Genomic DNA, 26,264 nt, shown 5'->3' on the forward strand with positions numbered 1-26,264 from the left:
AAATGGCTAAGAAAAACACTTATAAAGAATTTGGCATTGCGTCTTGGGCGATAGACAATAAGATGACGGTTTTTGTGATTATCGCAATAATCCTTATTGGCGGAACAATGTCTTACTACAATATGCCAAGAGAAGCGTTTCCAGAAATTGTAGAAACTAAAATTTATGTGAGTTCCGTTGAACCTGGAACTTCTGTAGAAGATGTTGAAAAGTTCATTACAGAACCTCTGGAAGAAGAATTTAAGGATGTGAAAGGTGTTCGCGAAATTACTTCATCCACCATGCAAGATTACTCTATGGTGATTGTTGAATTTGAAGAAGACACCGAAGTTCAGGACGCTAAACAGCTTATCAAAGACAAAGTAGATTTAGTAAAGTCTGAAACCACTTGGCCGACTTTAGACAATGGTGCCAAAGTAGAACCCAATGTGTTCGACTTGAATATTTCTGAAGAATTTCCCATTTTGAATATCAGTCTTTCAGGTAATTATAAAATCCAAAAGCTGAAAGATTACGCTGAATATCTTCAGGATAAGATAGAACTTTTGCCACAAATCAAAGAAGCATCAATAAGAGGTGTAGACGACAAGGAAGTAGAAGTTGCTGTGGATATTTACAAAATGGCAGCGATGCAAATCAGTTTTACAGATGTCATCAACGCTATTCGAAGTGAAAACAAAACCATTTCTGGAGGAAATGTAATCACCAATGGTTTCCAAAAAAACATTAGAATCTTAGGTGAAATTGATAACCCACAAGAACTCAACGATATTGTCGTCAAAAATGAAGGTGGGGAAGTTTACCTTGGAGATATCGCAGAAATCAATTTTCAAACTAAAGATGCTACAACTTTTGCTAGAGAATATGGCGAACCTGTTGTTATGCTGGATATTAAGAAACGTGCCGGCAAAAATATGATAGAAGCCGTTGAGCAAATTAGAGATGTTGTAGCTCAAGAACAAGAGAATTATCTTCCAGAAGCCTTAAAAATTAGCTTTTCTAACGACCAATCTGTTAAGACTGAAAATCAAGTTAATGACTTGGTAAATAATATCATTTTTGGTGTATTATTAGTGATTGTTGTGCTGATGTTTTTTCTTGGTTTCAGAAATGCATTGTTCGTTGGTGTTGCCATCCCAATGTCCATGCTTTTATCGTTAATTATTCTATCAAGCCTTGGCTTCACTTTAAACACTATGGTGCTTTTCGGTTTAGTTATGGGACTAGGAATGTTGGTTGATAATGGAATTGTTGTGGTTGAAAATGTCTATTCTTTAATGGATCAAGGAATGTCTAGAACCGCCGCAGCTAAACAAGGTATTGGAGAAATTGCCTGGCCAATTATTGCCTCAACAGCAACAACTTTAGCTGCCTTTTTCCCACTTGGCTTGTGGCCAGGAACTATTGGAAAGTTTATGATTTACTTCCCTATCACTCTTTCTGTAGTTTTGGGCTCTTCATTGTTTGTAGCATTGATTATAAACTCTATGCTAACATCAAAATACATGAAAATTGAGGAGAAAAAACTGACTTCAAAGAAGATGATTCGTTGGAGCCTTATTTTAGCTGTTGTCGGTATAATTTTACTTGTAGCTGGTTTTATATTAGATATTGGATTACTTAGAGGGGTCGGAAATATTACTATATTAAGTGTTATTCTACTATGGGTTTATAAATTATTTTTATTAAAAGCAATTTATTATTTTCAATATAAATTTTTGAAATGGCTTGAAAATTATTACGAAAACACCCTAAAATTTGCGTTATACAAAAAGAAAGCATACGTCTTTTTCTTCGGTACCATAATTTTATTAATTATCTCATTTGTTTTGGTAGGAATAGTTCAACCAAAAGTATTGTTTTTCCCAGAAAATGAGCCAAACCAAATCATGGCTTATATTGAATATCCTGAAGGTACAGATATTGATAAAACCAACAAACTGACCAAAAAAGTTGAGGAGCGCATTTATGATGTTATCGAAAAATATGAAGATGAAGACGGTTATAACTTTATGGTAGAATCTGCTATTTCTCAAGTCGGAGTCGGCTCAGGAAATCCTAGAACTAGCGCTGGACAAGTTAATGAAATGCCTCACCGTGGAAAAGTAACATTATCTATGCGTGAATTCCGAAAACGAAGAGGCGTAGAAAGTAGTCAAGTTTTGGAAGAAGTTCGAGAAGCCGTTCAGGGTTTTCCAGGCGTTTCTATTATTGTTGAGAAGGACGAAGCCGGACCTCCACAAGGTTACCCTATCAATATTGAATTGAAAGGTGAAGATTATGACCTGATGCTTGCCGAAGCGGAGCGTATGCGAGAATATATTACTAAAGCTGGTATTGATGGTATAGAAGAGTTGAAAATTGACATCAATAAATCTAAACCAGAACTTGATATTATTGTCAATCGAGATAAAGCTGGAAAATTAGGCATCTCTACAGCACAAATTGGACAAACCATCCGACGTTCTATTTTTGGTGAAGAAGCTTCAACCTACAAAGATGAAGACGATGATTACCAGATAAATGTTCGTTTCAACGAAGAACTGAGATATGATGAAAATGCTATTTTCAATCAGCCATTAACCTTTAGAAACAATAAGGGAGAAATTATCCAAACCCCAATATCATCTCTAATAGAAACCAAACCATCCGCAACATTTTCTTCAATAAAAAGAAAAGACCTGAAGCGTGTCATCACACTTTATTCTAACGTTCTAGGCGGTTATAATGGTAATGAAATTGTTCAGGAAATCGAAAAGGAATTGGAATACTTTGATATTGATAAAAGTGTAAATTATAAATTTACTGGTGAGCAGGAAAAACAAGAAGAAAATTTGAATTTCTTAATCAAAGCCTTGCTAATTGCAGTTGGTGGTATTCTTTTAATTCTAGTTGCCCAATTCAATTCAATTTCAAAACCCGTTATCATTTTAACGGCGGTTATCTTAAGTTTGGCTGGCGTTTTCTTTGGATTAAGCATATTTCAGATGGATTTTGTCATTATCATGACAATGATGGGAATCATTTCCTTAGCTGGAATTGTAGTTAATAACGCAATTGTACTGGTCGACTACACACAAATTTTAATAGATCGCAGAAAAGAAAAACTCGAAATAGAAGATGATGAAATGCTTGAAAAAGATCAGTACTTTGAGGAAATTGTGGCTGGCGGAAAATCACGTTTGCGTCCAGTTTTATTAACTGCAATTACCACTGTTTTAGGTTTAATCCCTTTAGCTGTAGGATTGAATATTGACTTTTTTGGTTTATTTGTAGATTATGCGCCTAGTGTTTATATAGGTGGTGATAATGTTATTTTCTGGGGACCTTTAGCTTGGACGGTTATTTTTGGGTTAATCTTCGCAACGTTTTTAACTTTAATTGTAGTACCGGTCATGTTTTACCTAGTCATCAGAGCCAAGTTGAGATTTAATAAAAAACCTGTAACTGCTTAATTACTAAAAGTCAAGAAATATTTGGTGAATGAAAATTTTTAATTTAATTTTAATTAAAATTAAATTCCAATGACAAAGTTCGGAGATCTTATAGATATTGAACAACCAATTCTTCTGAATTTTTATACAGAATGGAGTGAGGACTGTGAGGAAATCCACGATTTATTAAAATCAGTTTCCGCCGCAGTCGGTGACAGAGCAAAAATCATTAAGATAGATGCTGAAAAAAATCAAGACTTGGTAGATGCTTTAAAAGTCAAAAAACTACCAACTTATATGCTTTATAAATCAGGAGATATGGTTTGGCGTGATAGTAAAAAATACAACGCAAATGAACTTATAAATCTCTTGGAAGATTTCAATTAAAAAAACAGGTTTAGAAAATTCTAAACCTGTTTTTTTTATAGATATTTTTAATGGATTGAAATGAAAAAACACACTTTATAGAAAACAAAAAAGCCCTTCCAAAAGGAAAGACTTCAGATGGTTTAACAACTCTAAACCAAAGAATATCAGTTAAGATATTCACAACACAACTTCTTAAAAAAGCGGTCTGGACGAGACTCGAACTCGCGACCCCCTGCGTGACAGGCAGGTATTCTAACCAACTGAACTACCAGACCGTTGCTTAATTGCGAGTGCAAATATAAACCCTATTTTTAATTCCACAAGCAAGTTTGAAGAAAAAATTTTACCTTTTTTTCACCTTACGCATTTAGCTTCTGTGTTTCAACTAAATAAGTCGATAAAACTTTTTCAAAATTTTTTCTTACATCTGTTTCAACGTATCTGATTTTATACTTTGCACATGTCATTTTTAATTCTTCGATAAAAGATGACATCTTTTGCTTGTATTCTTTCTCGATTTGATCCGCATATAAATCTATCTTACTTCCGGTTTCCAAATCAAAAAAGCGTTTTGGGGAACTGCCAAAATCAAAATTGACTTCAGTTTTATAATCTAAAGTATGAAACAAAACCACTTGATGTTTGTTGTATTTCAAATGTCGCAATGCCTCAAAAAGCTCTCCTTTTGAAACATCATATTGAAATAGGTCTGAAAATAAAAAAACCAATGAACGCCGTTTCAAATTCTCAGCTATTTCATGCAGAAATTTGTAAGTATTGGTGGTGTAGGATTCGTTTCTATTTTGAATCACTTCTTCTAATTTACTATAAATCATTCTAAAATGCCGATCACTCCCCTTTTCTCTAGCTTGGAAATTCAATTTCTGATCATAGATTGAAATTCCGGCAGCATCTCTTTGCTTTTTTAAAAGTTGCATAATACAAGCTATCGAAAGTGCGGAAAATGAAATTTTATCCAACTGCTCCGTATTTATTTGATCGTATTCTGGATAATACATTGAAGACGATTGGTCAAGAATGAAATGGCATCGCAAATTGGTTTCTTCTTCGTATTTCTTGGTGTATAATTTATCTGTTTTAGCAAAAAGCTTCCAATCGATATGCTTAGTACTTTCACCTTTATTATAAAGCTTGTGTTCGGCAAATTCAGCTGAATACCCATGAAACGGACTTTTGTGAATTCCAGATATGAAACCTTCAACCACTTGAGAAGCCAACAGCGGAAGGTTATTTATGAGCGAAGCTTGTTTGGAAGCGTTTTTAATATCCATAATCTGATTTTTACCGAATATAAAAAAAGGGTTTGGAAAAACACCAAACCCTTTACTAATTTTTTATGGTAATGAAGCTTATAACAAATTATCTATAGCTTCTTTATAAGTTTCTTTTTGTGCTACTCCAACCTGACGACTTACCATTTCACCATCTTTAAAAAATAAGACTGTAGGTATATTTCTGACACCATATTTGGCAGCAAATTCTTGATTTTGGTCTACATCTACTTTAGCGATTACAGCCTTGTCTGCATACTCACTGCTCAACTCATCTACAATTGGCGCTACCATTCGACATGGACCACACCAAGCAGCCCAAAAGTCGACCATAACGGGTTTATCACTTTCTAGTACTTTTTCTTGAAAATCTTTATCTGTTATTTCTAAAGCCATAGTTTTTAAGTTTAAATTTAAACAAAATTAGGAATTACAAATTAAAACTTTGCAGTTTTATACATTATTTAATCTTATTTCTGAATCAATTCTAACTATTGTTAATATTGTCGCCATTTGATATTGCATCCCATACTCGGTTTTTGAATTTTTGAGACTTCGCGATTATTTAGCAGAGCATCCAAAGCTTCTCTTATATTTCTGCCTGAAGTAGGAATCCCATTTTTAGGTCTAGAATCATCCATTTGTCCGCGATAAACTAACCTTGAAGCTTCATCGAATATATAAAAATCTGGAGTACACGCCGCCTTATAGGCTTTAGCGACCTCTTGTGTTTCATCGTATAAATATGGAAAAGGGTAGTTCAAAAATCTAGCAGTTTTGAACATTTCATCAGGATGGTCGGCAGGATAGCTTTTGATATCATTGCTGGAAATAGCTATAAAATTGAATCCTAATATCCTGTAATCATTAGCCAAACGAACTATTTCTTCATTTACATGCTTCACATACGGACAGTGATTGCAAATGAACATGATCACAGTTCCTTTTTCTCCTTTCAATTGGTCAAGTGAACAGTGTTCTCTAGAAATGGTATCGTAAAGCTGAAACCTTGGAGCCTTTGTGCCCAATTCCAACATGTTTGATGGCGTTAATGACATAAGTTATTTCTTTATTTTCCAGTTCAAATTTAAACAAAAAAAGCTGTCTTTTCAGACAGCTTTTAGTTTTTGAAGCAGATAATATTTATTTTTTATCTGAACTTTCTTCTTTTTTAGGTGCGTTGATTTTTTGTGTCAACTCATAAGATAATGATGACTTGTCAAAAGTCATTTTACCAGCACCTGTTTCAATAATTACCGCATCTAGTTTTTCACTCATATCAGCAATTTTACCATGTAATCCACTTTTGGTAACAACTTTATCTCCACGTTTGATAGCATTAATAAAGTTTTTTTCTTGCTTTTGTTTTTTCATTTGTGGCCTTATCATAAAAAAATATAAAACAACAAATAACAAGACTAAAGGCAGTAAACTTCCTAATTGATCCATAAATTATTTTGTCTGAACTTTCATAGGTGAACCTGCATTTTTAGCACCTCCATTTTTTGGATTTACAAAAGCTTTGATTCTGATTGTTTCTTTACCTGTTTCAGTATTAGCAGTAATTCTAACTTGCTTCATTTGTTGGTTTGGTTTCCCTCTAGTATTGAATTTCACTAGCATTTCACCAGTTTCGCCAGGAGCAACTGGATCTTTTGTCCATGTAGGTACTGTACAACCACAAGATGCTTTAGCATTCGAAACGATAAGTGGAGCTTCACCTGTGTTTGTAAACATAAACGTGTGCTCTACAACATCTCCTTCTTCTACTGTACCAAAGTCATGTTCTGTTTCTTCAAATTCCATTACTGGAAACTCTTCTTGTTTAGAGTCACGCTCTTCGGCCATTTCTTTTTTCTCTTCATCTACTTTTTTAGACGCGTCATTTTTGCATGACATCAAGCTAAACGTTGCTATAGCAACTGTGAATAACATTAATTTTTTCATTGTAACTAAAATTTTTAAAATTAAATTTATTTCAAAAGTATAATAATTTCTTCAATTACATCAATCCGCGACCAATTTTATTAATTTTACCATCACTTTGGTATTCTTTTGAAACTGTATCCAAAACACCATTGATGAAAGTGCTGCTTTTTGGCGTACTGTATTCCTTGGCCAACTCTAGGTATTCATTGATGGTTACACGTACTGGAATAGATGGGAATTTTAAAAACTCACACAATGCCATTTTTATCAAAATGCTATCTAATTCAGCAATTCGATCTTGATCCCAATTCGGTGTTTTGCCTTTAATGATTTCAGATAATTGGTCGTCTGCAAGAAGTGTTTTTCTAAATAATTCTTTTGCAAAACCTTCATCTTCAAAATTCTTATACAATCTTGGAATTTCTAAAATCCCGTCGGTTTTCTTTTGTTTCTGAAGAAATTTTAAAAAAGTAGTGTTCACAATAGGAAAATCATCAATCCACGTCAGATTTTGATCTTCATAATATTCGTAAAGATCATCGTTTGGTGCAATAATATTTTTGAAAATTTCAATCAAAAAATCCTTATCTTCTTTAAAATCTGAATTTTCAGTAAAAATATAATCAGAATATATCTCTGAATCCAAAATTTTGTCCCAAATCATCTTAGGAAATTCATCGTCCCTCTGCCAATTTTTCAATTTTCGGTCTTCAATCATTTGACTCAACTTTTCACTTTGTGAAATTCTATTGAGTAAAACATTGTTAATAAATTTTTTATTAGGGTTTTTTTCTTCCTCTGTAGCTAGAAATTTTTTCTTGACAATGTTATAGTATTCCTCAGCGTATTCTCGCAACTTTACCAAAAGTTCCAAATTCAGAAGAAAAAGGTTGTACATTTCGTCAGTACTTTTTTTCAAGAACTTCTCTTCAACCTTCATCGTTTCTTGATTTCCCTGTTGAAAAGCATAAATAGATTGCATTACTTTCGCGCGAATATGTCTTCTTGTGAGCATGTTTTGATTCTAAAATTCTTGGCAAAAATAATATTAAAATAAAGAGTTTTTGCTCTATTTTGAATTTTTTAGACCTATTAAACTTATGTTATCAAAATCACTGAAATTTTCTTTTGATTACATTTGCAATCTGAAAGGTAAAACCTGCATGAAAGCACTAAAAAGTCTCAACAAATATCTTTACAAATATAGAGGTCGCTTACTTTTGGGACTTATTATTACCATTGGCGCGCGCGTGTTTTCTGTTTTCACACCTCAATTAATCAGAGATTCTACAAATGCCATTGAAGATTATATCAATGGTGAAGTTACCAGCATTGATGAGGTTAAGTCTGAACTGATGCTTAATATAGGACTAATTATCGGTGCCGCTTTAGCTTCTGCAATTCTCACTTTTCTAATGCGTCAAACTTTTATAGTTGTCTCTAGATTTATTGAGTATGATCTGAAAAACGAAGTTTACCAGCAGTATCAAGATTTATCGCTGAATTTCTACAAAAGAAACCGAACGGGTGACTTAATGAACAGGATTTCTGAAGATGTTTCTAAAGTAAGAATGTACGTCGGACCTGCTCTTATGTATGGCGTTCAAACGCTCACGCTTTTTGTAGTTGTCATTTCTTATATGATTAAAGCCGCACCAATGTTGACTTTATACACTTTGGTTCCATTTCCAATTTTATCTTTTGCCATTTATAAATTGAGTGTAGCCATCAACAAACGAAGCACTGAAGTTCAGGAATTTTTGTCACATCTGAATACTTACACCCAAGAAAGTTTCAGCGGTATTGCCGTGATTAAATCTTATGGTATACAAGAAAAATTTAATGATGACTTTGTAGAATTATCTGACAAAAGTAAAGACAAAAACGTTGATTTAGCTAAAGTTCAAGCCTTCTTCTTCCCTCTCATGGTACTTTTAATTGGCTTTAGTAATTTATTTGTAATATACTTCGGTGGCCAACAATATATCGATGGAAAAATAGACAATGTAGGTGTTATTGTAGAATTTTTGCTTTATGTCAATATGTTGACATGGCCAGTAGCCTCAGTGGGTTGGATAACTTCCATGGTTCAAAGAGCTGAAGCTTCTCAAGTACGAATTAATGAGTTTTTGGATGAAGAGCCAAGCATAAAAAATTACGCTGAAGGCGGTTTAGAAAATATAAAAGGTGAAATAGAATTCAAAAATGTGAGTTTCACTTATGAGGATACAAATATTACTGCGCTAAATGGTGTCTCATTCAAAATAAAACCAGGAGAAACCTTAGCCATTATGGGTAAAACCGGCTCTGGAAAATCTACAATCCTAGAACTCATCGGCAGACTTTACGATGTGGATGAAGGTGAAATCACCATTGACGGCAAGCCTATTGAAAAAATTGACCTTAATATTCTGCGTCAAGATATTGGTTATGTACCTCAAGATGCATTTCTGTTCAGCACATCCATTCGCGACAATATTAAGTTTGGCAAAGCCAATGCTACTGAAGAAGATATCATCGATGCAGCAAAAAATGCTGCAGTACATGACAATATTATCAATTTCAATAAAGGTTACGATACCATTTTGGGCGAGCGTGGCATTACGCTTTCAGGTGGACAAAAACAACGTGTTTCTATAGCAAGAGCTATCATAAAAGATCCAAAAATTGTATTATTTGATGATTGTCTTTCTGCTGTCGACACCGAAACAGAAGAGGAAATCTTCAATAAGTTGAATAAAATTTCTGACAACAAAACATCTGTAGTTGTAAGTCATCGTGCGTCTTCAGCTAAAAATGCAGATCAGATTATTGTTTTAGAAGACGGTAAAATCATAGAACATGGTTCTCATAATGAACTTATGAATAAAGGCGGATATTATAAAGAATTATATCAAGAACAGCTTACTAAAAAAGAAAATTGATTTTTTATTGGGATTTTTAATTTTTTTTAAGATTTTTGAACCAACATTATACTAATCAAATTTAATCATAACAATTATGGACGATCAAGGATCGATGAAGAATGAAGACATTTTCTCAAAAGTAATTAGAGCTGGAAGAAGAACTTACTTTTTTGACGTAAGATCTACCAAAGCTGACGATTATTATCTCACTATTACAGAAAGTAAAAAGTTCACCAACGACGATGGTTCTTTTTTCTACAGAAAACACAAAATCTATTTGTATAAAGAAGATTTTGAAGATTTCAAACAAGCACTGCAAGACACCACAGATTTCATCATTGACCAAAAAGGTGAAGAAGTCATCAGTGAGCGGCACCAAAAAGACTTCACAAAACCTTCTGAAAGAGAAGATAACTTTAGTGCAGAAAGTGCTTCAACACACGGTACTGCAAAAGCTTTTACTAACGTCAGTTTTGACGATATTTAAAATTTAAAGTTATTCATTTAAAAAAGCCGATTTAAATGTGATTTAAATCGGCTTTCTTATGTAAAATCACGGAATTATTTTTTCACATACCAAGTTGAAATCATTACCGTAACAACTGAAGCGGCAAAGGCTAATGTCATTAGAATTCCAGAAATCATGATGACGTATTTCATCCATAATATTCCACTCCAAAGTAAATAAATTCCGCCAAAAGTGCCTAAAATAGAAACAAAAGGCTCAATCATTAGTATTTTTTTGAAACCTATTTTCAGATTTGTCATGGCGACTAAAACGCCAGTCAAGAGAAAAATCATTGCCATAGACAATATATGAGTATGAACAATGTTCAACATCTCTTGTTTTGATTTTTTAAATTTCATTTCTGTAGCATCTTCATCAGATTCATTGCCCAGATAATTTTCTTGAATACCAAATGGTGTCTGGGCTGTCGTGTGATCCACAAAACGAATTCCGGTAAAGTAGCCTATACTCAACACCAATAAAAATGCCGTCACCAAATATTTCAAATGAAGTGGCAAAGATTTTAAAGTTCCTGAAATTTGCATTAATCTGTAATTTTAGATTTCAAAATAGCCATCTGTTTTAAGGATTTTTTGATGGCATCGGTCATGGCAGTTGCCGTAATTGTAGCGCCAGAAACTGCGGCAATATCTTCGCCGTATTCCAAATTATTTTCACTCTTTTTTCCATTGAACTGCTTCAACCAACGTTGCGACCCGACTTGACGACCGTATTTTTCTCTATAAATCAAAATTTTAGATTTTTTGATGCTAAAATCTGTATCATACATCACAACGTAATCAAAAACATCTTTTTTAGAATTGGCTTCAGAAAGATAAGCGTAACCCACAACTTTGTCGACATCCAAAATTTTATAAATATGAAGCTGATCGTATTTCGGATCAGCTTCAAGTTCTAAATCTGATTTTGAAATTTCTTGAAGTTCAAAGCTTTCGACTTCATAAGTTGAACTTACAGCGGCATCTAATTTTGCTTTCAATCTTGCCGGAATCTCTTGTAATACTGAACTCCATAAAGATAAAGTTAAAATAAAAACTCCGAATACTTTCAAAATTTTCATACTTAGCTTTTTACAATGAATTTTTCAATCGTGGCTCTAATGTCCTTTTTATTCGGTGCATTTTCTGGCGTCAAATGCATAAAAAGCGGGCGACCTTCTACAGATTTTTTCAATTGTAATTCAGCATGTTCAGCATAAACTTCATCCCAAATTTTTCTAACTTTAGACCAGTATTTCTGATTTTCTTTCCACCAATCTTGCGCTATTTTACATTTTTCATCATCAACTTTTTCATAAGTATTGTAGCCTTTTTCCATCACCAACAATTCTTCCTCACCATTGTCATGCTTAATGATTTTTTTGTTGTCTTGTTCATGAATCCAACCATTTTGAGTAATTTCCTGACGATTGCCGCGTTTCATCAAATTGTAATCATCTCTTTTGGAATATTCACGCCTTGGTAAAGGTGAATTCGCTTCATCTTCCCAATAGTGTTTTCCATCGTAATGCACCCAAGTAGCTGTTCCTGAGTATCTCGGACTGTCATCTACTTGGTAGACTTTTTGTGTCCATTGCCCGTCATCATTATTGTTTTCATTATAGAACTTCCAAGTATTGTCAGTTTTATAACTGAAAAGCTTATCGTTTTCAAATAACCAATCTTGTCGCCAGTGTTTGATGACCGTTGAATCGTTGATCACTAATAGATGCTGAATAGAAATATCATCTTTGCCTTCTTCTACAACTTCTGCCCATTCCAAAGCATAAGCTGTATAATCTAGTTTTTTCTCATAGTCGATTTCGGGAGAAAAAGTTTCGGTGTACTTGAAACTCACTTCAAAACAACCACACATGGATTTGATGGCGTCTTTGTCCATTGCTTTTTTTGATTCTTGGGCTTGCATCGACAAGATTCCCATTAAAAATACTGCTGAAAGGCGTAAAATTTTGTTTACCATTTGATTAAAGTTTTATGTTAAAATTCTTCGACAAAAATATGTAATTTTATTTAGATTAGATAAAAATAAACATATATTTGCGCCATTATTTTTATTAAGACTTATTCTATATAATGAAAAGATTAAGACTCATACTAGCGTTTATAGGTGTTCTGAATATTTCAGCCCAAGAAAAAGATTCATTGGACTTCAAATTTGGTGAAATAAATGGTCTTGAAGAAGTCGTCGTCACTGGACAAATCAACCCACAAAGTGTTAACAAATCGGTTTTTGAAGTCAAAGTAATTAACAGAGAAACCATTGATCGATTGGCAGCAAATAACCTAGCAGATATTCTAAACCAGCAATTGAATATCAATATTATTCCAAACGCTTCAACAGGAAAATCTGGTGTCCAGTTATTTGGTTTGGATTCTCAATATTTCAAAATTTTAGTAGATAATATTCCTCTAATTAGTGATGAAGGTTTGGGAAATAATGCAGATTTAACGCAGATTAACCTCGATGATATTGAACGAATAGAAATTGTTGAAGGTTCTATGGGCGTTCAATATGGTGCGAATGCAGTGTCTGGAATCATCAATATAATCACCAAAAAAGATGCCCAATCCGAATGGCAAATCACACCCTATGTTCAAGAAGAAACTATCGGAGACGAATATAATTTTGAAGATGAAGGCAGACATATTCAATCTGTAAAAGTTGCTCACAATATCAATGACAATTGGTTTGCACAAATCAGTGCAACACGAAATGACTTCAAAGGAAGATTTGGTGAAAAACAAGGTCAAAATTACCAGCAAAACGACGGTCTTCGCGGTTACGAATGGTTGCCGAAATTGCAAAACAACTACAAAGCCTTGGTTCGTTTCAAAAGTAAAAATACCACAGCTTTTTATAAGTTAGAGTGGTTTGATGAAAGGGTAAAACGCTATTCTGAAAGTGTGCGACTCAATGAAAATTCGTCTACAGGAACTATAAATCCAACGGCAAGCGACGATATTTTCAAAAGTGGAAGAATGTTCCATCATTTCAACCTCAACACAAAACTTTTTGAAAAAACTAACTTGAATATTTCAACTTCTTTTCAGGAACAAAAACGCGATGTGGAAGAATTCACCTATAGAATAAAAACTGGTGAAAAGCTGAACATTAGAAAAAATGAATTCGAATCTCGACAAGCCATATTTTCAAGAGGAAATTTGAGTAATTTATTGAATTTTGAAAAATTTGACTTGCAAGTCGGCTATGAGTTGAATCTTATCGATGGATTTGCATCGCCAATGTCGAATCCTTTGCAATCTGATCCAGTAGATAGAAAACTGAATAATTACGATGTGTTTGCGACTTCAAAATATCAGTTCTCCGATAAGTTTTCTATCAGACCAGGAGTCAGAGCTTTATTTTCAAATCAATTTGACCCGTTAATGGCAGTTTCGCTGAGTAGCAAATATTTATTCAATGATGGCGTAGAAGCCAGAGCTGTTGTAGGAAGTTCACCTCGAACGCCAAGCTACGACGAGCTTTTCACCTATTTCGTAGATGTGAATCACGATGTGCGAGGCAATGAAAATTTAAAACCAGAACAAGGATTTTCGACTTTTATACATTTCAAAAAAACATTTTGGTCAGACGATTATAAATTGAAAATTAAACCAAAACTCAGTTTTTGGTATTTAAATGTCAGCGACAGAATAGAATTGACTATCGTGAATCCAAGCCCACTCGCCTATCAATTTTCAAATATTGACAAATTTCAATCGATTGGGACGTCAATGACCACAAGTTTAGAATACAAAAATATCTCGGGAAATATTGGACTATCACTGACTGGAGTTTCAAAAGTTTTGGACAGCCAAGACAATTTTAATGATGATTTCTTGTACGGTTTGCAAGCCAATTCCAATATCAGTTACAGAATTCCAAAATGGGGCTTGACAAGTTCTGTTTTTTTCAAATACAACGGGCCGCAATATCAATTTGTTCAGCAGCAAAATGAAGCTGATGAAACGGTTCTAACACGCGGCAAACAAGACGGTTTTGGATTGATGGACGCCAGTTTCAGAAAACGCTTAATTAAGAACAAACTTGACTTAACATTCGGCATCAGAAATGTACTCGATGTTGACCGGGTCAATACGACAGCGGTTGAAGGCGGTGCACACGATGCCGCGCCTTCCAGTTTACTCTTAGCTTACGGACGTTCTTATTTTATCAAACTTTTATATCAATTTAAATTTTAAAACAATGAAACACTTAAAAATTACCTTACAAATTCTACTTTTAGTCCTATTCATCAGCTGTGATAGCGATGATGACAATCCTGCGCAAAGCGAAATGGTGGTCGCTTTTGAAAACGCTTCAACAAGCTTTTCAGCAGAAGATGACCGAAAAACCATCAATTTGGTGTTTTCTTCACCAGCCACAGAAAATGGAAGTTTGATCGTTGACTGGAATTCAACAAATTCAGTTTACGGAGAAGATTTCACCGTAATTCCTGAAGCCACGAACAATAGTTTTACTTTGGAATTTAATGCTGGAGATGAAGGTGTAAGTTTCGACATTAATAAACTTCAAAACCCTATTGAAGGCACACAAAAATCGGTGAATTTTGATATTATAGAAGTCAATCATCGTAATGCAATTGTGGGTGGAAATACCAGTTTGAATGTGGATTTCACCGGAGCTGCAGCTGCGAGCGGAAATATTTCACCTGAAGTTGGCGGTCCAAATCAACCTAACCAAGTTTATGTAGATTTGAGTGGGCAAAATTCTACTGCAATCAATCGTGCAGCTTGGGATTTGGCATTTTATCAAGGCGAAGAATTTCGTGTAAAACTAAATGGCTCTTTATTTATGGCAACCGCAGAATTGGATGAAACTGACATTACAGCAATAACTTCTCAAGATGTCGCATCGCTTCAAGGTCAAGTTGCGGTTGGCACTTTCAACCCAAGTAATATGGCTTATGTCGATGCTCCAAGTGGCGAAATTAACGAAACTGCAATTGCTGAAATCGCTAACAATAATGAAGATAATAAAGTGTATTTGTTGAATCTTGGGAATTCTGTCGGCACTGAAACACCACAGCCAGGAAGTGTTGAATTATCTGGAGAACCAAGAGGTTGGAAGAAAATTAGAATTTTGAAAGACGGTATTAATTACATCTTACAACACGCAGATTTAGACGCAACTGAATTTGAAGAAATTTCGATTTCAAAATCTGGAAATAATGCTTTTGAATATGTGAATTTAGCTTCAAATTCTACTGTGGAAGTTGACCAAAATATCCAGTGGGATATAGAATTCACGACATTCACCAACGAAATTGAAGGTGCTGGTTCTTACGGATATTCAGATTTTGTTGTGAACAATAGATTGGCAAATGTGAGTGCTTATGCAGTTGAAAATTCAGAAATTGAATATGCGGATTATAATATTGAAGATGTTTCTGATGAAGAATTTTCTTTAGACCAAAGAGCAATCGGTAGTAATTGGAGAGTTGGCGGCGGTCCAAATTCTTCGCCAACATTGAAGCAAGAATTGTTTTTTGTGCTGAAAGACAGCGACGAAAATATATACAAAATTAGATTTACAGCCTTGACCGATGAAAATGGTGTGCGCGGTTTCCCAAAATTTGAATATGAAAAACTGAATTAGCCATCCGATTTTTGATTTTATAAAAACCCCGTAAATAATTAATTTTACGGGGTTTTTTATTTAATATTAATCAGAAATATTGAAGCTAATCGGTATGGCAAAAATCACACCTACGGCTTTCCCACGCTGTTTGCCAGGTTGCATTTTGGGTAATTTTTCAATCACACGCTGACTTTCTTCTTTTAGTTTGGGATGCGAAGCTCTGGCATTTAGGAATTCTACTTCACCTTTATGATTTATTTTGAAAGTGGTATAAATTCTATTTTTGCCCTCTAATCCTAAATCTGAAGCCAATCTGGTGTCAAATTCTTTGTTGATAAACTTTTGAATTTGCTTATTCATACAGGCTTTGCGTTCATCGTTATTGCTAAGGTTTTCGCAACCTGGAAAGATTGGTACATCTTCTATCAATTCAAAAGACATTTCTGTGATGGGTTCATCTTCAGTTTTTTCTAAATCTTTAAAATCGATGATACCAGTCGATTCGAGTGGCTCTGGTTCAGTGTCTTCTAGTTTTGAATCTGGGTCTGTTTCGATTTTGTCATCAACAATTTCAAAATCATCGATTTTTGGCTGTGGTTTAGAAATTGGCTTCACTTTTTTTTCAGGTAATTTCACAATTGGTATTTCTTCTGTTTTCAATATTTGATAATCCACTTGATCATGATCTGTCATCGTTCGGGCTTCAGTTTTCCATTCTACTGAAATTAATACAAGTGATAATACGGCAATGAGTCCAATTTGAAAGAAGAATACTTTCTTTTTGTTCAGGTTTTTGTGGTCATATTTTTTAGGTTTCATAACTAAAGTGTTTTAAAAATTTGAAATAAGAATTATTGAGCTACTCAGAGAAAAATCTGATAACTTTCAAGTTCACTAAAACGAATTCGTTATGAATAAATGGCCAATATTTGATATTATTAGTTTTCCAACAACAATGCCAAAACTGTTCAGAAATTATAAAATCAAAATTTGGTTAAAGGGCTTGTTGCTCTTTTCTTAAGTTGCTTCCCAAATAAATGACTGGATATCAAATATTTAAAATATATATTTTTAAATCAAACATTAAGCGTTAAAAAAAAATTATTTTCAATTTCAAAGTTTACAAAATAATTTTAGCCGATTCCTTTTTTTAAAATTCTATAGCAAGAGTAGCATACCAATTCCTTGGCGCTGAAGGAATTATTCCTGGACCTGGATAACCAGTTGCTCTTCTCGTGAAATAGTTTTCATCTAGAAGGTTATTAATTCCTGTTTCAAGTTTGAAACTTTTGTATCTATAAGCTAAAGAAAAATCTAAAATGTCGTATTGAGGAATCTCTCCTACAATACCATTATTGGGAATTGCTCGAGAATTGTTTGCATCAGTAAATTGTTCTGAAAGGTAGGTGTATTGAAGGCTGGAAGAAAGATTCTTATAAGCAAATCTTATTCCTGTTTTCAAATTAAGATCAGGTATAAATTCTACTATATTTCCTTCAACTCCCTGTTGATCAGATCTTGTGTATTCTGAATTTATTAGAGAAGTATTCACAAATAAGTTTAGACTATAAGCTGAATTTAATTTGAAAATTTTTTTAAAATTGAAATCAACTAAAGATTCCACACCATAAATAATAGCGTCACCAACATTCGTCCGAAGAAGAATTGGACGATTATCGTCACGAACATCTTGAACTATTCCTATTCTGTCACGATAAGACAAAGCAAAAAGACTGGCATCGTAAGAAATGTAATTATTAATTTTTCCTCGAAAACCAAAATCGGCAGTAAAGCCTTCCTCGTCTTTGATATCTTCATCTACTTCAAATGTTGGATTGGCGACATTAATATCTGAAAAAGTCACCGAGCGGTAATTTTCAGAAATATTTGCATAAAATTCAACAGCGTTAGTTGGCTTATAACTCATTCCTGCACCTAACAAAACGAAAGAACGGTCAAGGCTTAATTGTTCTTCAACTATCTGCTCGTTTATAATATTGCCCGCTGCGTCAAAATTTAGTTCTGTAAAAACTGCGTCGCTCGCAGTTTTAATGTATTCAAAACGAAAACCTGGTGTAAAAGACAATTTATCTGTGATGTAAAAAATATTTTCACCAAAAATTGCCAAGTTGGTATTCGGCAAATCAGATATATATTGATTTGGATAACCTGGAAATTCTTCGTTCCTAAAACTAAAATCAGCATCGGAACCATCAGATCCAGGACCTTGTTGTTCTTGATTATCTGATTTATAAAATTTAGAACCAATCAAAAATGTAGCGTCTCTATCTAAAATCTTAAATTCATTGAGCAGTCTTACTTCAAAGCCGAAATTACTAAAATCACTAACAATAAGATCTCGCTCCTCATTAGAGTCTAATTGGTCAACACGATTTGTTCTAAAACCAATAGCGCTACGTTTTGCCTGAAGCCCAAAAAAATTGAATGTAAAATTTGTCTGCTCAGAAAATTCATGCGAAAGTTTCAGGTTATACAAAAGCCAATCAACATCAAACCAATTCCGCTCTCGATTGCTCTGAAATGGGTCTTCAGCAAACATTTGGTCTGTTAATCCTCCTGCCTGTTGAGCTAAGTAATTCATATAAGTAACTTCAGCAGTTAGCTTAGTTTTTTCATTGAACTTATAGCCTAAATGTGAGAATATATTGATGGACTCATAGTCGGAGTTGGGTCTAAAACCATTTCCGCGTTTATAGTTCGTGTAGGCATAATAGCTCAACTTACCTGAAGTCCCGCTTAAGCTTGTGAAATTTGTATATAAACCAAAACTACCTCCCGTATTTCTTGTAATGACATCCAAAGGTTGATTTGGATTTGGTTCTTTCATAATGAAGTTTACCAGTCCGCCAAACTGAGTTCCATACTGCAAAGATGCGGCACCTCTTACTATTTGGATTTCTTTGAGACCTTCCGAAGCCGGCGTATAATAACTTTCTGGATATCCCAGTACATCCGCACTTATATCATAGCCATTCTGGCGTGTGTTGAAATTTGCTGTTCTATTCGGATTGAGACCTCTACCGCCTATATTTAGTTGTAAACCAGCGTCGTCATTTTGAAATATATTCAGCCCAGCGATCTGGCTATAGATTTGTCGAGCATTATTGGTTGCCAAATTGGCCATAGACTGATCGACCTGAATAACCTCTGTTTTTTTGCCTGCATAAATAGCTGTTCCTTCAACATCTTTTAGACGATTTAGCTCAAAAACCCTTTCTTTTTGAGCTATGATTTGAACTTCAGATAATTGTTCAGATAAAGCTTCAAGTGAAATATTTATATTTGATACTTCTTCTAGGTTAATTTGTTTTTCAAAGATTTGAAACTGAAATCCATAAAAGACTAAATCTATTTGTTTTTTTGAGGTTTTAAAGTTGAAATAACCCGAAGCATCAGTTTGTGCTAAAATACCATAGTGTTTTTCGTATATATTAACTTCTTCTAATGGTTTTTGAGTGTCTTTATCATAAACATAACCCTCCAGTTGATAAGTTTGAGACCAACCCACAAGAGAAAATAAACATAAAACTAATATTTTACTAAAGTCCTTTGATGTCATCTTTAAATGGTAAAATCCAAGTTTTTGACTTGAATGATTCGTATTGTTTTAATAAATCTACACCTGGATCGATGTAAGGTTGACTTCTTCTCCCGTTGAGTGCTACATAACTTTCTACATAAATTTCAATAGGTTGATGACCTTGAGATTTGAAGTGATCACCGAGATAATGAGCATATTCCAAAATAAAATCAGGCTGAGTACTCATTTGTTTTTCCTGAAAAGAAGAAAGGAAATCTGAATTATCTACATAGAAATAGGTTTCCTTTTCTGGGTTAACAACTTTAAAGTTTGCGTATCCACGCTTTTCCATTAACATGACACGCCAAGAAAAGCGATAACCTTCCTCCCTCCAAAATAACTCACTAGGATATAAAACATATCTAAAAGGCAAGATAATCTGAATAACAAAAAATATTACCAAAACCAAAATTACTGGTTTTTGCCTCGATTTTAAGTAAGCTTCGGTTTTTACACCTTTAGGTTCTATATTGAATAATTGAAGCATTTTTTTTATAAAATTGATAATTTTATGATGAACTTCAGCATCAAAAAATATCAAACTTCCAATAATCATAATATAGGGAAACATGCCTATAGGAAAGAGAACTCTTGTAAAAATGTGAAAAAACACCACTAAAATAAAGGCAAAAATTCGTGTTCTTTTATACAAGAGCAAAAAAGGAATCATTAAATCATACAACATTCCAGACCAGCTCATAACATAGTGAAACCATTCTTGATGCATTAAGTTCCCGCCAATGAGAGGTAAATCATATTTAGAAGGCAACCATATTTTCAAAGGCATTGCTTTGAATAACCAGTCACTGTTGAGTTTTGCCAAACCCGCATAAAAATAAACAATGGCAAGCATTAGTTTAATCGTATCTATGGTCCATTTTGGAATGAGGGCGTATTGCTTTTTTCTTATGATATTATCTATAGAATAAAAAGCATTGGCAGGTAGAAATATCATCAAAAAACTAACTAAACTGATAAAGTAGTAGTGATTGAGATAAGTGGTTTTATCCATGAATTCTATATAGGTAAAACTCAAAAAGAATAAGACAATTGATAATCTATACTTTAGCCCAAGTGCTACAAACAAAGCAGAAATCCCGCAAATGATAAATATAAGATAAGTCCAATCTCCAAGAGGTTTCACCCATTCAAAACCATAGTATGAAAAATGAAATTTTGGATTCAGATAGAGCTTTTCAATCCAACCATAGCTCCAAAACCGAATAATACTGATAAACATCATCAACCCAAAGCCTATTCTAAACACTGCCAGTGGTGCGGCTGAGACTTGTTTATGTAAGTAGGATTTAAAATGATTTAACATAAGAATAGAAAGGGATTTTCAAATTCTGAAAATCCCTTATTTTTAATAATAATTTTACTTAGAATATATTAATCTCCATCAGCATCAACATAATCTACACTTATATCCAAAGCCTGTAGCATATCAACTTTCAAAAAAACAACTCCAAGTTGGATAATGTCGAAAGTTTCGGTCATTGCCACACTGTTGTTTTCAACTTGTTCTGCAAAACTATCGTTCAGCGTATTAATCTTATTTTCTGCTGCAACAAATTGGTTATTGATCAGCGTGCTAAGATCTTCACCATCTTTAATGGTATTGAGAAAATCGAGATAGTCATCAAGACTTCTCCCTTCATTACCTCCAACATAAGCACGACCATTAAAAAAGTTTTTTATTGCATCAACAGCTTCAAGTGCTAATGTTTTGGAAAAATCACCGGCATAAAAAGCTTCTACTCGATCTGGTAAAGGATTTGGTGAAAAATTACCAGCTGGTATTCCAAACTTATTAGCTCTAAATCCCTTTTCATAGTAAAAGATAAAATCATTAACTACTAAATTGATTGATCCAGTTGCAGAATTGTCTGTATTATTTACAAAACTATCTCGGTAAGCATTTTTCCAATCGTCAAGTATAGCTTGGGTTAAGCTTTCCATCCTGTCTGTAAGATCAGATAAATAGGTTTTATAATTGTTAGAATCAGCTGAAGTTGAGTAGAATTCTAGAATTTCAACATCAGAATCTCCTAAGCCATAAAGCATATAATCTAAAGCTGGAAAACCGACAGCATCATTATTATTGACGCTCGCTAAATCATAATTTTGATTATCGATGTTTTGCTGAATATCTACAGTATTAGTTGGATACACATTCATCTGAAAGATATAATTTGTGTTTTCAGCTATCCCCACATTAAACATTTCTGCATGCTGCCAAACTTTGTAAGCTTCTTTCCAGGAAGTTCTCATATTTTCAAGATTAGAAGTATTTGGTTCTGCAATAAAAATATTTTTTTGAGCAACCATTGCTTCTAGCTTTGTATCTAAATCTTCATAAACTGGAATGATGATATTATTAGCCCAATTGCTTAACATAGCTGAGCGATCGAAACCATCATTGACTGAGTTCCCAGAATCATTATCATCTGAACTACAAGCGACTATCATCATAACAGAAGCTAAAGTAAAAAGACCTAAAATGATTTTCTTCATCATGTTCATTTTTTTTTGCAAATATAAAAAGTAAGAAAGCTTTTTGGTACTTAATTTAGTCTTAAACTAATTCTAAATTAGCTTCCAGCTTGTTCTAAAGTAAAATTAAATCTGGCAGCTATTTGGCTAGCAAGTTCTTCTAATGTTTCTTCAGAAACATCCCAGAATCCATTACCTTCAAGTAAAGTATCTAGCATAGCATCAACTTCAGCTTTAGAAAAATAAGGCGCTTCAGTATCGTTATTTCTGGTAAATTGTAGACTGTAAATAAAACCAATTCCTTCGGACAAATCGTGAAATGCTGCACCTTTATCATTAGCAATTACATTTTTTCCTTGTTCTAAATAATAAACAGCTCTGATGCCAATTATTTCAGAAACTCTCTCTTTTATAATTTCAGCTTGTTGATCTCTTAAACTATAATCTTTCGCAACTATTGCAGCACGACCTAATTTGAAAGCATTATAAATTTCATCTGCAATACCCTCAAAATCTGAATCATTTTCTACACGAGCTAAATACTTGTTCAAAAAGCTATCTTGACCAAGTTCTGGATTCAACTGATTATCTGTACCATATAAATAACCAAATGCCTCGTCCCATTTGTGTTCCATGGTAGTGTAATTTTTACCATCTTCTGTAATGTCATTATTATTGTTTTCAACATTATTAGCTTCATCTAATACAGAAACACTTAAATAATTATTGAGCATTTGATCTGTCATTACAGCGCCTATAAGAGACTTTAGCACCGCCTGATTATATTCAAGACCTTTAGCATTCACATATCGTACGCTTCCACCTCCTGCTTCTTGAATTTGACCAGCTTGACCAGGAGCAGCTGTCGTATTCCAATTTGGAAAAACTTCTATTACTTGCGCACTAATCCAATTATCAAATTGATTTTTGATTGCTTGTGCATCTGTAGTATTTGCAGAAAAATAATCTCTAGATGCTGCGGTTTTACTTCTTAAACTTTTATCAGATGCATTTAGGTCTGCATCAGAAAAATCATTATCACCTTCTTGGTGCGCATACATAGATAATAAGTCAGTTTCTGTTTTGCTTGTGTTTTTCAATGCATCATCGAGCTCATTTCCCATCATAATTCTGGTCGTCTGACCTGAATAACTTACGGTTGAATTACCATCACGCTCAAAGCTATAAGTTTGTGGTGCTTCAACTTCTGGGGTAATAATTGCATTATCATCATCGTCACTACAAGAAGTCAAAAGCAATGCTACAGTAAAAAATAAGCTTAAAAATAAATTTGATTTTTTCATTCTAATTCGTTTGTTTTAATTTAGACTTGTTATAAATACGATGCAAATATAAAACACTTCACAAATTCACCAAATTTTATTTGTATTAAGTTTAAATAACAATAGTTAAAATTCGAGGATGATCTTAGGATCAGAATCTTATTACCAAAAAAGTCTAGGAAATGATATTTAGTAGGCTAAAATCTATTTAAATATCAACGTTTAAGTGTGAAATTCCCTGTTAGAACACGGCCATCAGCAAGAATAATCCGATACCAATAATCGTTGGAAGGCATTTTTCTACCGTTGTAAGTACCGTCCCAACCTCGAGAAGTAGTTGTAAAGCTATAAAGCATTTTGCCATATCTGTCAAAAATATCAATATGGACATCTCTATTTTCATCTTTATAAACACCTTTTAAATGCCAAACGTCATTAATGCCATCACTATTGGGAGTGAAAAAATTCATTGCACCAATAATTCCTATGGTTTTATTAGTCATTCCACAGCCGTTTTTATCACGTACATAAACGGTGAACACACCGGACTCTAAATTTTCAAAAACATTTTCATCTTGAAAATAATTACCATTAAGCGAATATTCATATTCACCTAAACTGCTTTCTAAAACAAAGATTTCGATTGAATTATTTCCTCCCATTCCATCTTCAATCTCTAAATCGAAAATCGCTTGATTGGAATTGATCACTTCAATGTTTTTTTGAATAGCACATCCTGAATCTAAATTACTGACTTCTACTGAATAATTTCCAGGTTCATTAACCTGAATTGTTGGCGTGTTTTCAGAAGTTGACCAATAAAAATCATATTGATCTATGTTTTCATTATTTTTAAGAGCCGACAATGTTATTGGGTTTGGTAGATTTTCTAAACAATAAATTCTAATTTCATCTTCTAGATCGAGGTCTGGAAAATTTTCTACATTCAAATTCACTTTTGCAATAAATTTGCAACTTTCAAAAGACTTAATCAAGGTATAAATTTCAGTCAATCCTTCTGAATTGTCAAAATTTGAAATATTTGTAATTACGTTTTCTTCATTCTCAGCTTCCTCTTCAGAAATATAAAACGAAATATTTGCTTCATTTTGATTCAGATTAGCCTGATTTAAAAATTCTGAAGAAGCTTGATTTAGGTCATAACTAACAAATTGTTCACCTATATTTTTACATTCCAGCAAATCGACCTCTTGAAAAATAGGAGGTTCAATAAAATTTATTGTAGCCACACCAAGCAAAGGACAACTGCCATCATTCAAACTAACTTCTAAACTATAATTTTCTTGGTAGGGTAAACTCACGTCTGGAGGCAATTCCACTTCCAACGAAGAATCATTCTCATCAGAAATCTCTTCTCCATTTTTACTCCAAATATAAGTTGCACCATCAATATCTTCATAGCTTAAAGTAAAACTATACTCATCACAAAGAGTGACTTCAGTTCTTATTACTTGTTCCCCCGTATTCACAATACCAATTCTGGAACTAAATAAGGACTGTATAAATGGAGGTAAGCCAAATGTGTTGGTTCTTCCTGATAAGTTTATTGCGCCAAAAGCCACATTTTGACTATAATTGGCATCTGCACCTAAAGCATCTGGATTTTGAATAACAGCAAGCGTATTTGTTCCCAATACTGAATGATATATTCTGCCATTCGGAGCAAGTTGCAAAGCAGATGATGCTGAGATTTCAGTATCGAGAAGGTTAATAAAGCTATTGGATATATCATCACTTTCCAAATCCCATTGGTAAAGTTTAAATCCGTTATCGTCTACTGTTGCATATGCTTTTGTAGCTTCTTGTGAAAATTCTACACCATAAGCATTTACATTATCTATGAGAAGCAACGGATTACTCACTTCTCCCGTTGCATTATCAAAATCATAAATGTAAACGCTTCCATCTCCCTCATCTTCAATAGTAGATTGGTTAAAATTTGTCGTGTTATGGGCTACTATAATTTTTTGACCGCTAGGTGAAGCTTTCAAATATCCAATGGCTGCTCTTCGGTAATTATCTGTCGTTATGTTTGGTGCAACAACAGATTCTACTGGCGTTTCATTAATGCCATTTTCATCGATTAAAAAAGAATAGTATGTATTTTTAAAATGAGTAATTACCCATACAGAATTGCAATCTGCTCCGCGAACTGCGGTAATTTTTTCAGAAGATTTGTATTTTACATCTTCTGCATTATTTTCATCATAAGTGATTAGATGATTATTTCTTTCTCCACTCACAACATCACCCAAACCATTATTCAAGTTGATATCTACAATGGAATAATTAAATCCATTATTAAATCCATCGTCGTCTTGTGGCACAGAATGACCTGGTACATCAGGATATTCTGAAATAGGATTTCCGTTTTGATCTGCAGGACCTTGGTCTGGATACGCAAATGCATTACTATGGTGAGGTTCATCTACTGTGAAAACAAAATATAAATTTGGGCTTGTTGGATGAGGAACAATCAAACCACTTGAAGTACTTGAAGGATCACCGTGCAAGCCTGTAGCACCAAAATAATCAGCATTTTGCATAATTTGATGTTCCCGATTCCAAATTGTTCTGCCATCGGTATAAAACAATAAATCGCCATTGGAATTTGAAATAGAAGAACAGCCCTCGTTTGTATATAATTGCCCGTCTAGGATTGAGCTTGGTGGGTTTGTGTTGAAAGTTATTCCTGCACCATTACCAAAATACCAGTTATTAGCTTCGCCTTGAGCAAAACTTGAAAGCGTAACAAAAATAAAAGTAAGAATAGTAAGTTTTTGAATCAAATTTTTGATTTTCC

General features: G+C 33.7%; 21 protein-coding genes and 1 tRNA gene. 6 read left to right on the forward strand and 16 right to left on the reverse strand.

Features of this window, described 5'->3' with window-relative positions; translation table 11 throughout:
* Positions 1–2 precede the first annotated feature (2 nt).
* Both EIG86_RS12305 and EIG86_RS12310 read left to right on the forward strand, forming a co-directional pair.
* Positions 3–3,455, forward strand: a complete 3,453-nt coding sequence (locus tag EIG86_RS12305; protein WP_127846481.1) for an efflux RND transporter permease subunit — start codon at positions 3–5, stop codon at positions 3,453–3,455.
* 69 nt (positions 3,456–3,524) lie between these two features.
* The gene (locus tag EIG86_RS12310; RefSeq protein ID WP_127846482.1) at positions 3,525–3,821 is read left to right on the forward strand and encodes a thioredoxin family protein; all 297 of its coding nucleotides are present in this window, start codon (positions 3,525–3,527) and stop codon (positions 3,819–3,821) included.
* A 183-nt stretch (positions 3,822–4,004) separates the two neighbouring features.
* On the opposite strand, the gene EIG86_RS12315 is transcribed toward EIG86_RS12310, so the two are convergent.
* The 7 genes from EIG86_RS12315 to nusB form a co-directional block, all read right to left on the reverse strand.
* Positions 4,005–4,078 (reverse strand) — tRNA-Asp (locus EIG86_RS12315).
* Positions 4,079–4,162: 84 nt separating this feature from the next.
* Positions 4,163–5,095: a DUF58 domain-containing protein gene (locus EIG86_RS12320; protein WP_127846483.1), complete on the reverse strand. Its 933-nt coding sequence runs from the start codon at positions 5,093–5,095 to the stop codon at positions 4,163–4,165.
* Positions 5,096–5,173: 78 nt separating this feature from the next.
* Positions 5,174–5,491, reverse strand: a complete 318-nt coding sequence (gene trxA / locus EIG86_RS12325; RefSeq protein ID WP_127846484.1) for a thioredoxin — start codon at positions 5,489–5,491, stop codon at positions 5,174–5,176.
* A gap of 101 nt (positions 5,492–5,592) precedes the next feature.
* Complete coding sequence (locus tag EIG86_RS12330; protein WP_127846485.1) at positions 5,593–6,153, reverse strand: thioredoxin family protein; 561 nt, start codon at positions 6,151–6,153, stop codon at positions 5,593–5,595.
* Positions 6,154–6,238: 85 nt separating this feature from the next.
* Positions 6,239–6,544: a preprotein translocase subunit YajC gene (yajC, locus tag EIG86_RS12335; RefSeq protein ID WP_127846486.1), complete on the reverse strand. Its 306-nt coding sequence runs from the start codon at positions 6,542–6,544 to the stop codon at positions 6,239–6,241.
* Positions 6,545–6,547: 3 nt separating this feature from the next.
* On the reverse strand, positions 6,548–7,042 hold the full coding sequence (locus tag EIG86_RS12340) for a DUF1573 domain-containing protein (protein WP_127846487.1): 495 nt from the start codon (positions 7,040–7,042) through the stop codon (positions 6,548–6,550).
* Between the two features lie 55 nt (positions 7,043–7,097).
* Entirely contained in the window at positions 7,098–8,039 is a 942-nt protein-coding gene (gene nusB, locus EIG86_RS12345) for a transcription antitermination factor NusB (RefSeq protein ID WP_127846488.1), read from the reverse strand.
* 148 nt (positions 8,040–8,187) lie between these two features.
* On the opposite strand from nusB, the gene EIG86_RS12350 reads away from it, so the two are divergent.
* Together EIG86_RS12350 and EIG86_RS12355 are read left to right on the forward strand one after the other, a co-directional pair.
* Complete coding sequence (locus EIG86_RS12350; protein WP_127846489.1) at positions 8,188–9,948, forward strand: ABC transporter ATP-binding protein; 1,761 nt, start codon at positions 8,188–8,190, stop codon at positions 9,946–9,948.
* A gap of 76 nt (positions 9,949–10,024) precedes the next feature.
* Positions 10,025–10,417 (forward strand): PUR family DNA/RNA-binding protein, encoded by a 393-nt coding sequence (locus EIG86_RS12355; RefSeq protein ID WP_127846490.1) that lies wholly within the window; start codon positions 10,025–10,027, stop codon positions 10,415–10,417.
* A 74-nt stretch (positions 10,418–10,491) separates the two neighbouring features.
* Here the strand turns inward: EIG86_RS12355 and EIG86_RS12360 are convergent, their stop codons facing one another.
* The 3 genes from EIG86_RS12360 to EIG86_RS12370 are packed head-to-tail and all read right to left on the reverse strand — an operon-like array spanning position 10,492 to position 12,418.
* Complete coding sequence (locus EIG86_RS12360; protein WP_127846491.1) at positions 10,492–10,983, reverse strand: hypothetical protein; 492 nt, start codon at positions 10,981–10,983, stop codon at positions 10,492–10,494.
* Entirely contained in the window at positions 10,983–11,519 is a 537-nt protein-coding gene (locus EIG86_RS12365) for an FMN-binding protein (protein WP_127846492.1), read from the reverse strand. The genes EIG86_RS12360 and EIG86_RS12365 overlap by 1 nt, the downstream gene beginning before the upstream one ends.
* A 2-nt stretch (positions 11,520–11,521) precedes the next feature.
* Positions 11,522–12,418, reverse strand: a complete 897-nt coding sequence (locus tag EIG86_RS12370; RefSeq protein WP_127846493.1) for a DUF6607 family protein — start codon at positions 12,416–12,418, stop codon at positions 11,522–11,524.
* 113 nt (positions 12,419–12,531) lie between these two features.
* Between EIG86_RS12370 and EIG86_RS12375 the strand changes: the two genes are divergently transcribed.
* Both EIG86_RS12375 and EIG86_RS12380 read left to right on the forward strand, forming a co-directional pair.
* Entirely contained in the window at positions 12,532–14,661 is a 2,130-nt protein-coding gene (locus EIG86_RS12375; RefSeq protein ID WP_127846494.1) for a TonB-dependent receptor plug domain-containing protein, read from the forward strand.
* Positions 14,662–14,665: 4 nt separating this feature from the next.
* Complete coding sequence (locus tag EIG86_RS12380; protein ID WP_127846495.1) at positions 14,666–16,078, forward strand: HmuY family protein; 1,413 nt, start codon at positions 14,666–14,668, stop codon at positions 16,076–16,078.
* 66 nt (positions 16,079–16,144) lie between these two features.
* On the opposite strand, the gene EIG86_RS12385 is transcribed toward EIG86_RS12380, so the two are convergent.
* The 6 genes from EIG86_RS12385 to EIG86_RS12410 form a co-directional block, all read right to left on the reverse strand.
* Positions 16,145–16,879, reverse strand: coding sequence for an energy transducer TonB (locus EIG86_RS12385; RefSeq protein WP_127846496.1), 735 nt, complete (start codon positions 16,877–16,879; stop codon positions 16,145–16,147).
* 331 nt (positions 16,880–17,210) lie between these two features.
* A complete protein-coding gene (locus EIG86_RS12390; protein WP_127846497.1) occupies positions 17,211–19,640 on the reverse strand; it encodes a TonB-dependent receptor domain-containing protein in 2,430 nt (809 codons plus the stop codon).
* Positions 19,621–20,985, reverse strand: coding sequence for an HTTM domain-containing protein (locus tag EIG86_RS12395; RefSeq protein WP_127846498.1), 1,365 nt, complete (start codon positions 20,983–20,985; stop codon positions 19,621–19,623). Before EIG86_RS12395 ends, EIG86_RS12390 begins: the two co-directional genes overlap by 20 nt.
* 68 nt (positions 20,986–21,053) lie before the next feature.
* The gene (locus EIG86_RS12400; RefSeq protein ID WP_127846499.1) at positions 21,054–22,181 is read right to left on the reverse strand and encodes an imelysin family protein; all 1,128 of its coding nucleotides are present in this window, start codon (positions 22,179–22,181) and stop codon (positions 21,054–21,056) included.
* Between the two features lie 74 nt (positions 22,182–22,255).
* Positions 22,256–23,461 carry a DUF4856 domain-containing protein gene (locus EIG86_RS12405; protein WP_127846500.1) on the reverse strand — a complete coding sequence of 402 codons (1,206 nt, stop codon included), beginning with the start codon at positions 23,459–23,461 and terminating at the stop codon, positions 22,256–22,258.
* Between the two features lie 194 nt (positions 23,462–23,655).
* Positions 23,656–26,250, reverse strand: a complete 2,595-nt coding sequence (locus EIG86_RS12410; RefSeq protein ID WP_240032221.1) for a T9SS type B sorting domain-containing protein — start codon at positions 26,248–26,250, stop codon at positions 23,656–23,658.
* Positions 26,251–26,264 lie beyond the last annotated feature (14 nt).

The sequence above is a fragment of the Psychroflexus aestuariivivens genome (assembly GCF_004010055.1).
In the GTDB taxonomy this organism is placed as follows: domain Bacteria; phylum Bacteroidota; class Bacteroidia; order Flavobacteriales; family Flavobacteriaceae; genus Psychroflexus; species Psychroflexus aestuariivivens.

Coding starts and splice junctions, on each gene's coding strand:
- EIG86_RS12385 (WP_127846496.1), bottom strand. CDS start 16,879: ATGAAACCTAAAAAATATGACCACAAAAACCTGAACAAAAAGAAAGTA.
- EIG86_RS12350 (WP_127846489.1), top strand. CDS start 8,188: ATGAAAGCACTAAAAAGTCTCAACAAATATCTTTACAAATATAGAGGT.
- EIG86_RS12360 (WP_127846491.1), bottom strand. CDS start 10,983: ATGCAAATTTCAGGAACTTTAAAATCTTTGCCACTTCATTTGAAATAT.
- EIG86_RS12320 (WP_127846483.1), bottom strand. CDS start 5,095: ATGGATATTAAAAACGCTTCCAAACAAGCTTCGCTCATAAATAACCTT.
- EIG86_RS12380 (WP_127846495.1), top strand. CDS start 14,666: ATGAAACACTTAAAAATTACCTTACAAATTCTACTTTTAGTCCTATTC.
- EIG86_RS12375 (WP_127846494.1), top strand. CDS start 12,532: ATGAAAAGATTAAGACTCATACTAGCGTTTATAGGTGTTCTGAATATT.
- EIG86_RS12365 (WP_127846492.1), bottom strand. CDS start 11,519: ATGAAAATTTTGAAAGTATTCGGAGTTTTTATTTTAACTTTATCTTTA.
- EIG86_RS12305 (WP_127846481.1), top strand. CDS start 3: ATGGCTAAGAAAAACACTTATAAAGAATTTGGCATTGCGTCTTGGGCG.
- EIG86_RS12370 (WP_127846493.1), bottom strand. CDS start 12,418: ATGGTAAACAAAATTTTACGCCTTTCAGCAGTATTTTTAATGGGAATC.
- nusB (WP_127846488.1), bottom strand. CDS start 8,039: ATGCTCACAAGAAGACATATTCGCGCGAAAGTAATGCAATCTATTTAT.
- EIG86_RS12390 (WP_127846497.1), bottom strand. CDS start 19,640: ATGACATCAAAGGACTTTAGTAAAATATTAGTTTTATGTTTATTTTCT.
- EIG86_RS12400 (WP_127846499.1), bottom strand. CDS start 22,181: ATGATGAAGAAAATCATTTTAGGTCTTTTTACTTTAGCTTCTGTTATG.
- EIG86_RS12330 (WP_127846485.1), bottom strand. CDS start 6,153: ATGTCATTAACGCCATCAAACATGTTGGAATTGGGCACAAAGGCTCCA.
- trxA (WP_127846484.1), bottom strand. CDS start 5,491: ATGGCTTTAGAAATAACAGATAAAGATTTTCAAGAAAAAGTACTAGAA.
- EIG86_RS12340 (WP_127846487.1), bottom strand. CDS start 7,042: ATGAAAAAATTAATGTTATTCACAGTTGCTATAGCAACGTTTAGCTTG.
- yajC (WP_127846486.1), bottom strand. CDS start 6,544: ATGGATCAATTAGGAAGTTTACTGCCTTTAGTCTTGTTATTTGTTGTT.
- EIG86_RS12310 (WP_127846482.1), top strand. CDS start 3,525: ATGACAAAGTTCGGAGATCTTATAGATATTGAACAACCAATTCTTCTG.
- EIG86_RS12355 (WP_127846490.1), top strand. CDS start 10,025: ATGGACGATCAAGGATCGATGAAGAATGAAGACATTTTCTCAAAAGTA.
- EIG86_RS12395 (WP_127846498.1), bottom strand. CDS start 20,985: ATGTTAAATCATTTTAAATCCTACTTACATAAACAAGTCTCAGCCGCA.
- EIG86_RS12405 (WP_127846500.1), bottom strand. CDS start 23,461: ATGAAAAAATCAAATTTATTTTTAAGCTTATTTTTTACTGTAGCATTG.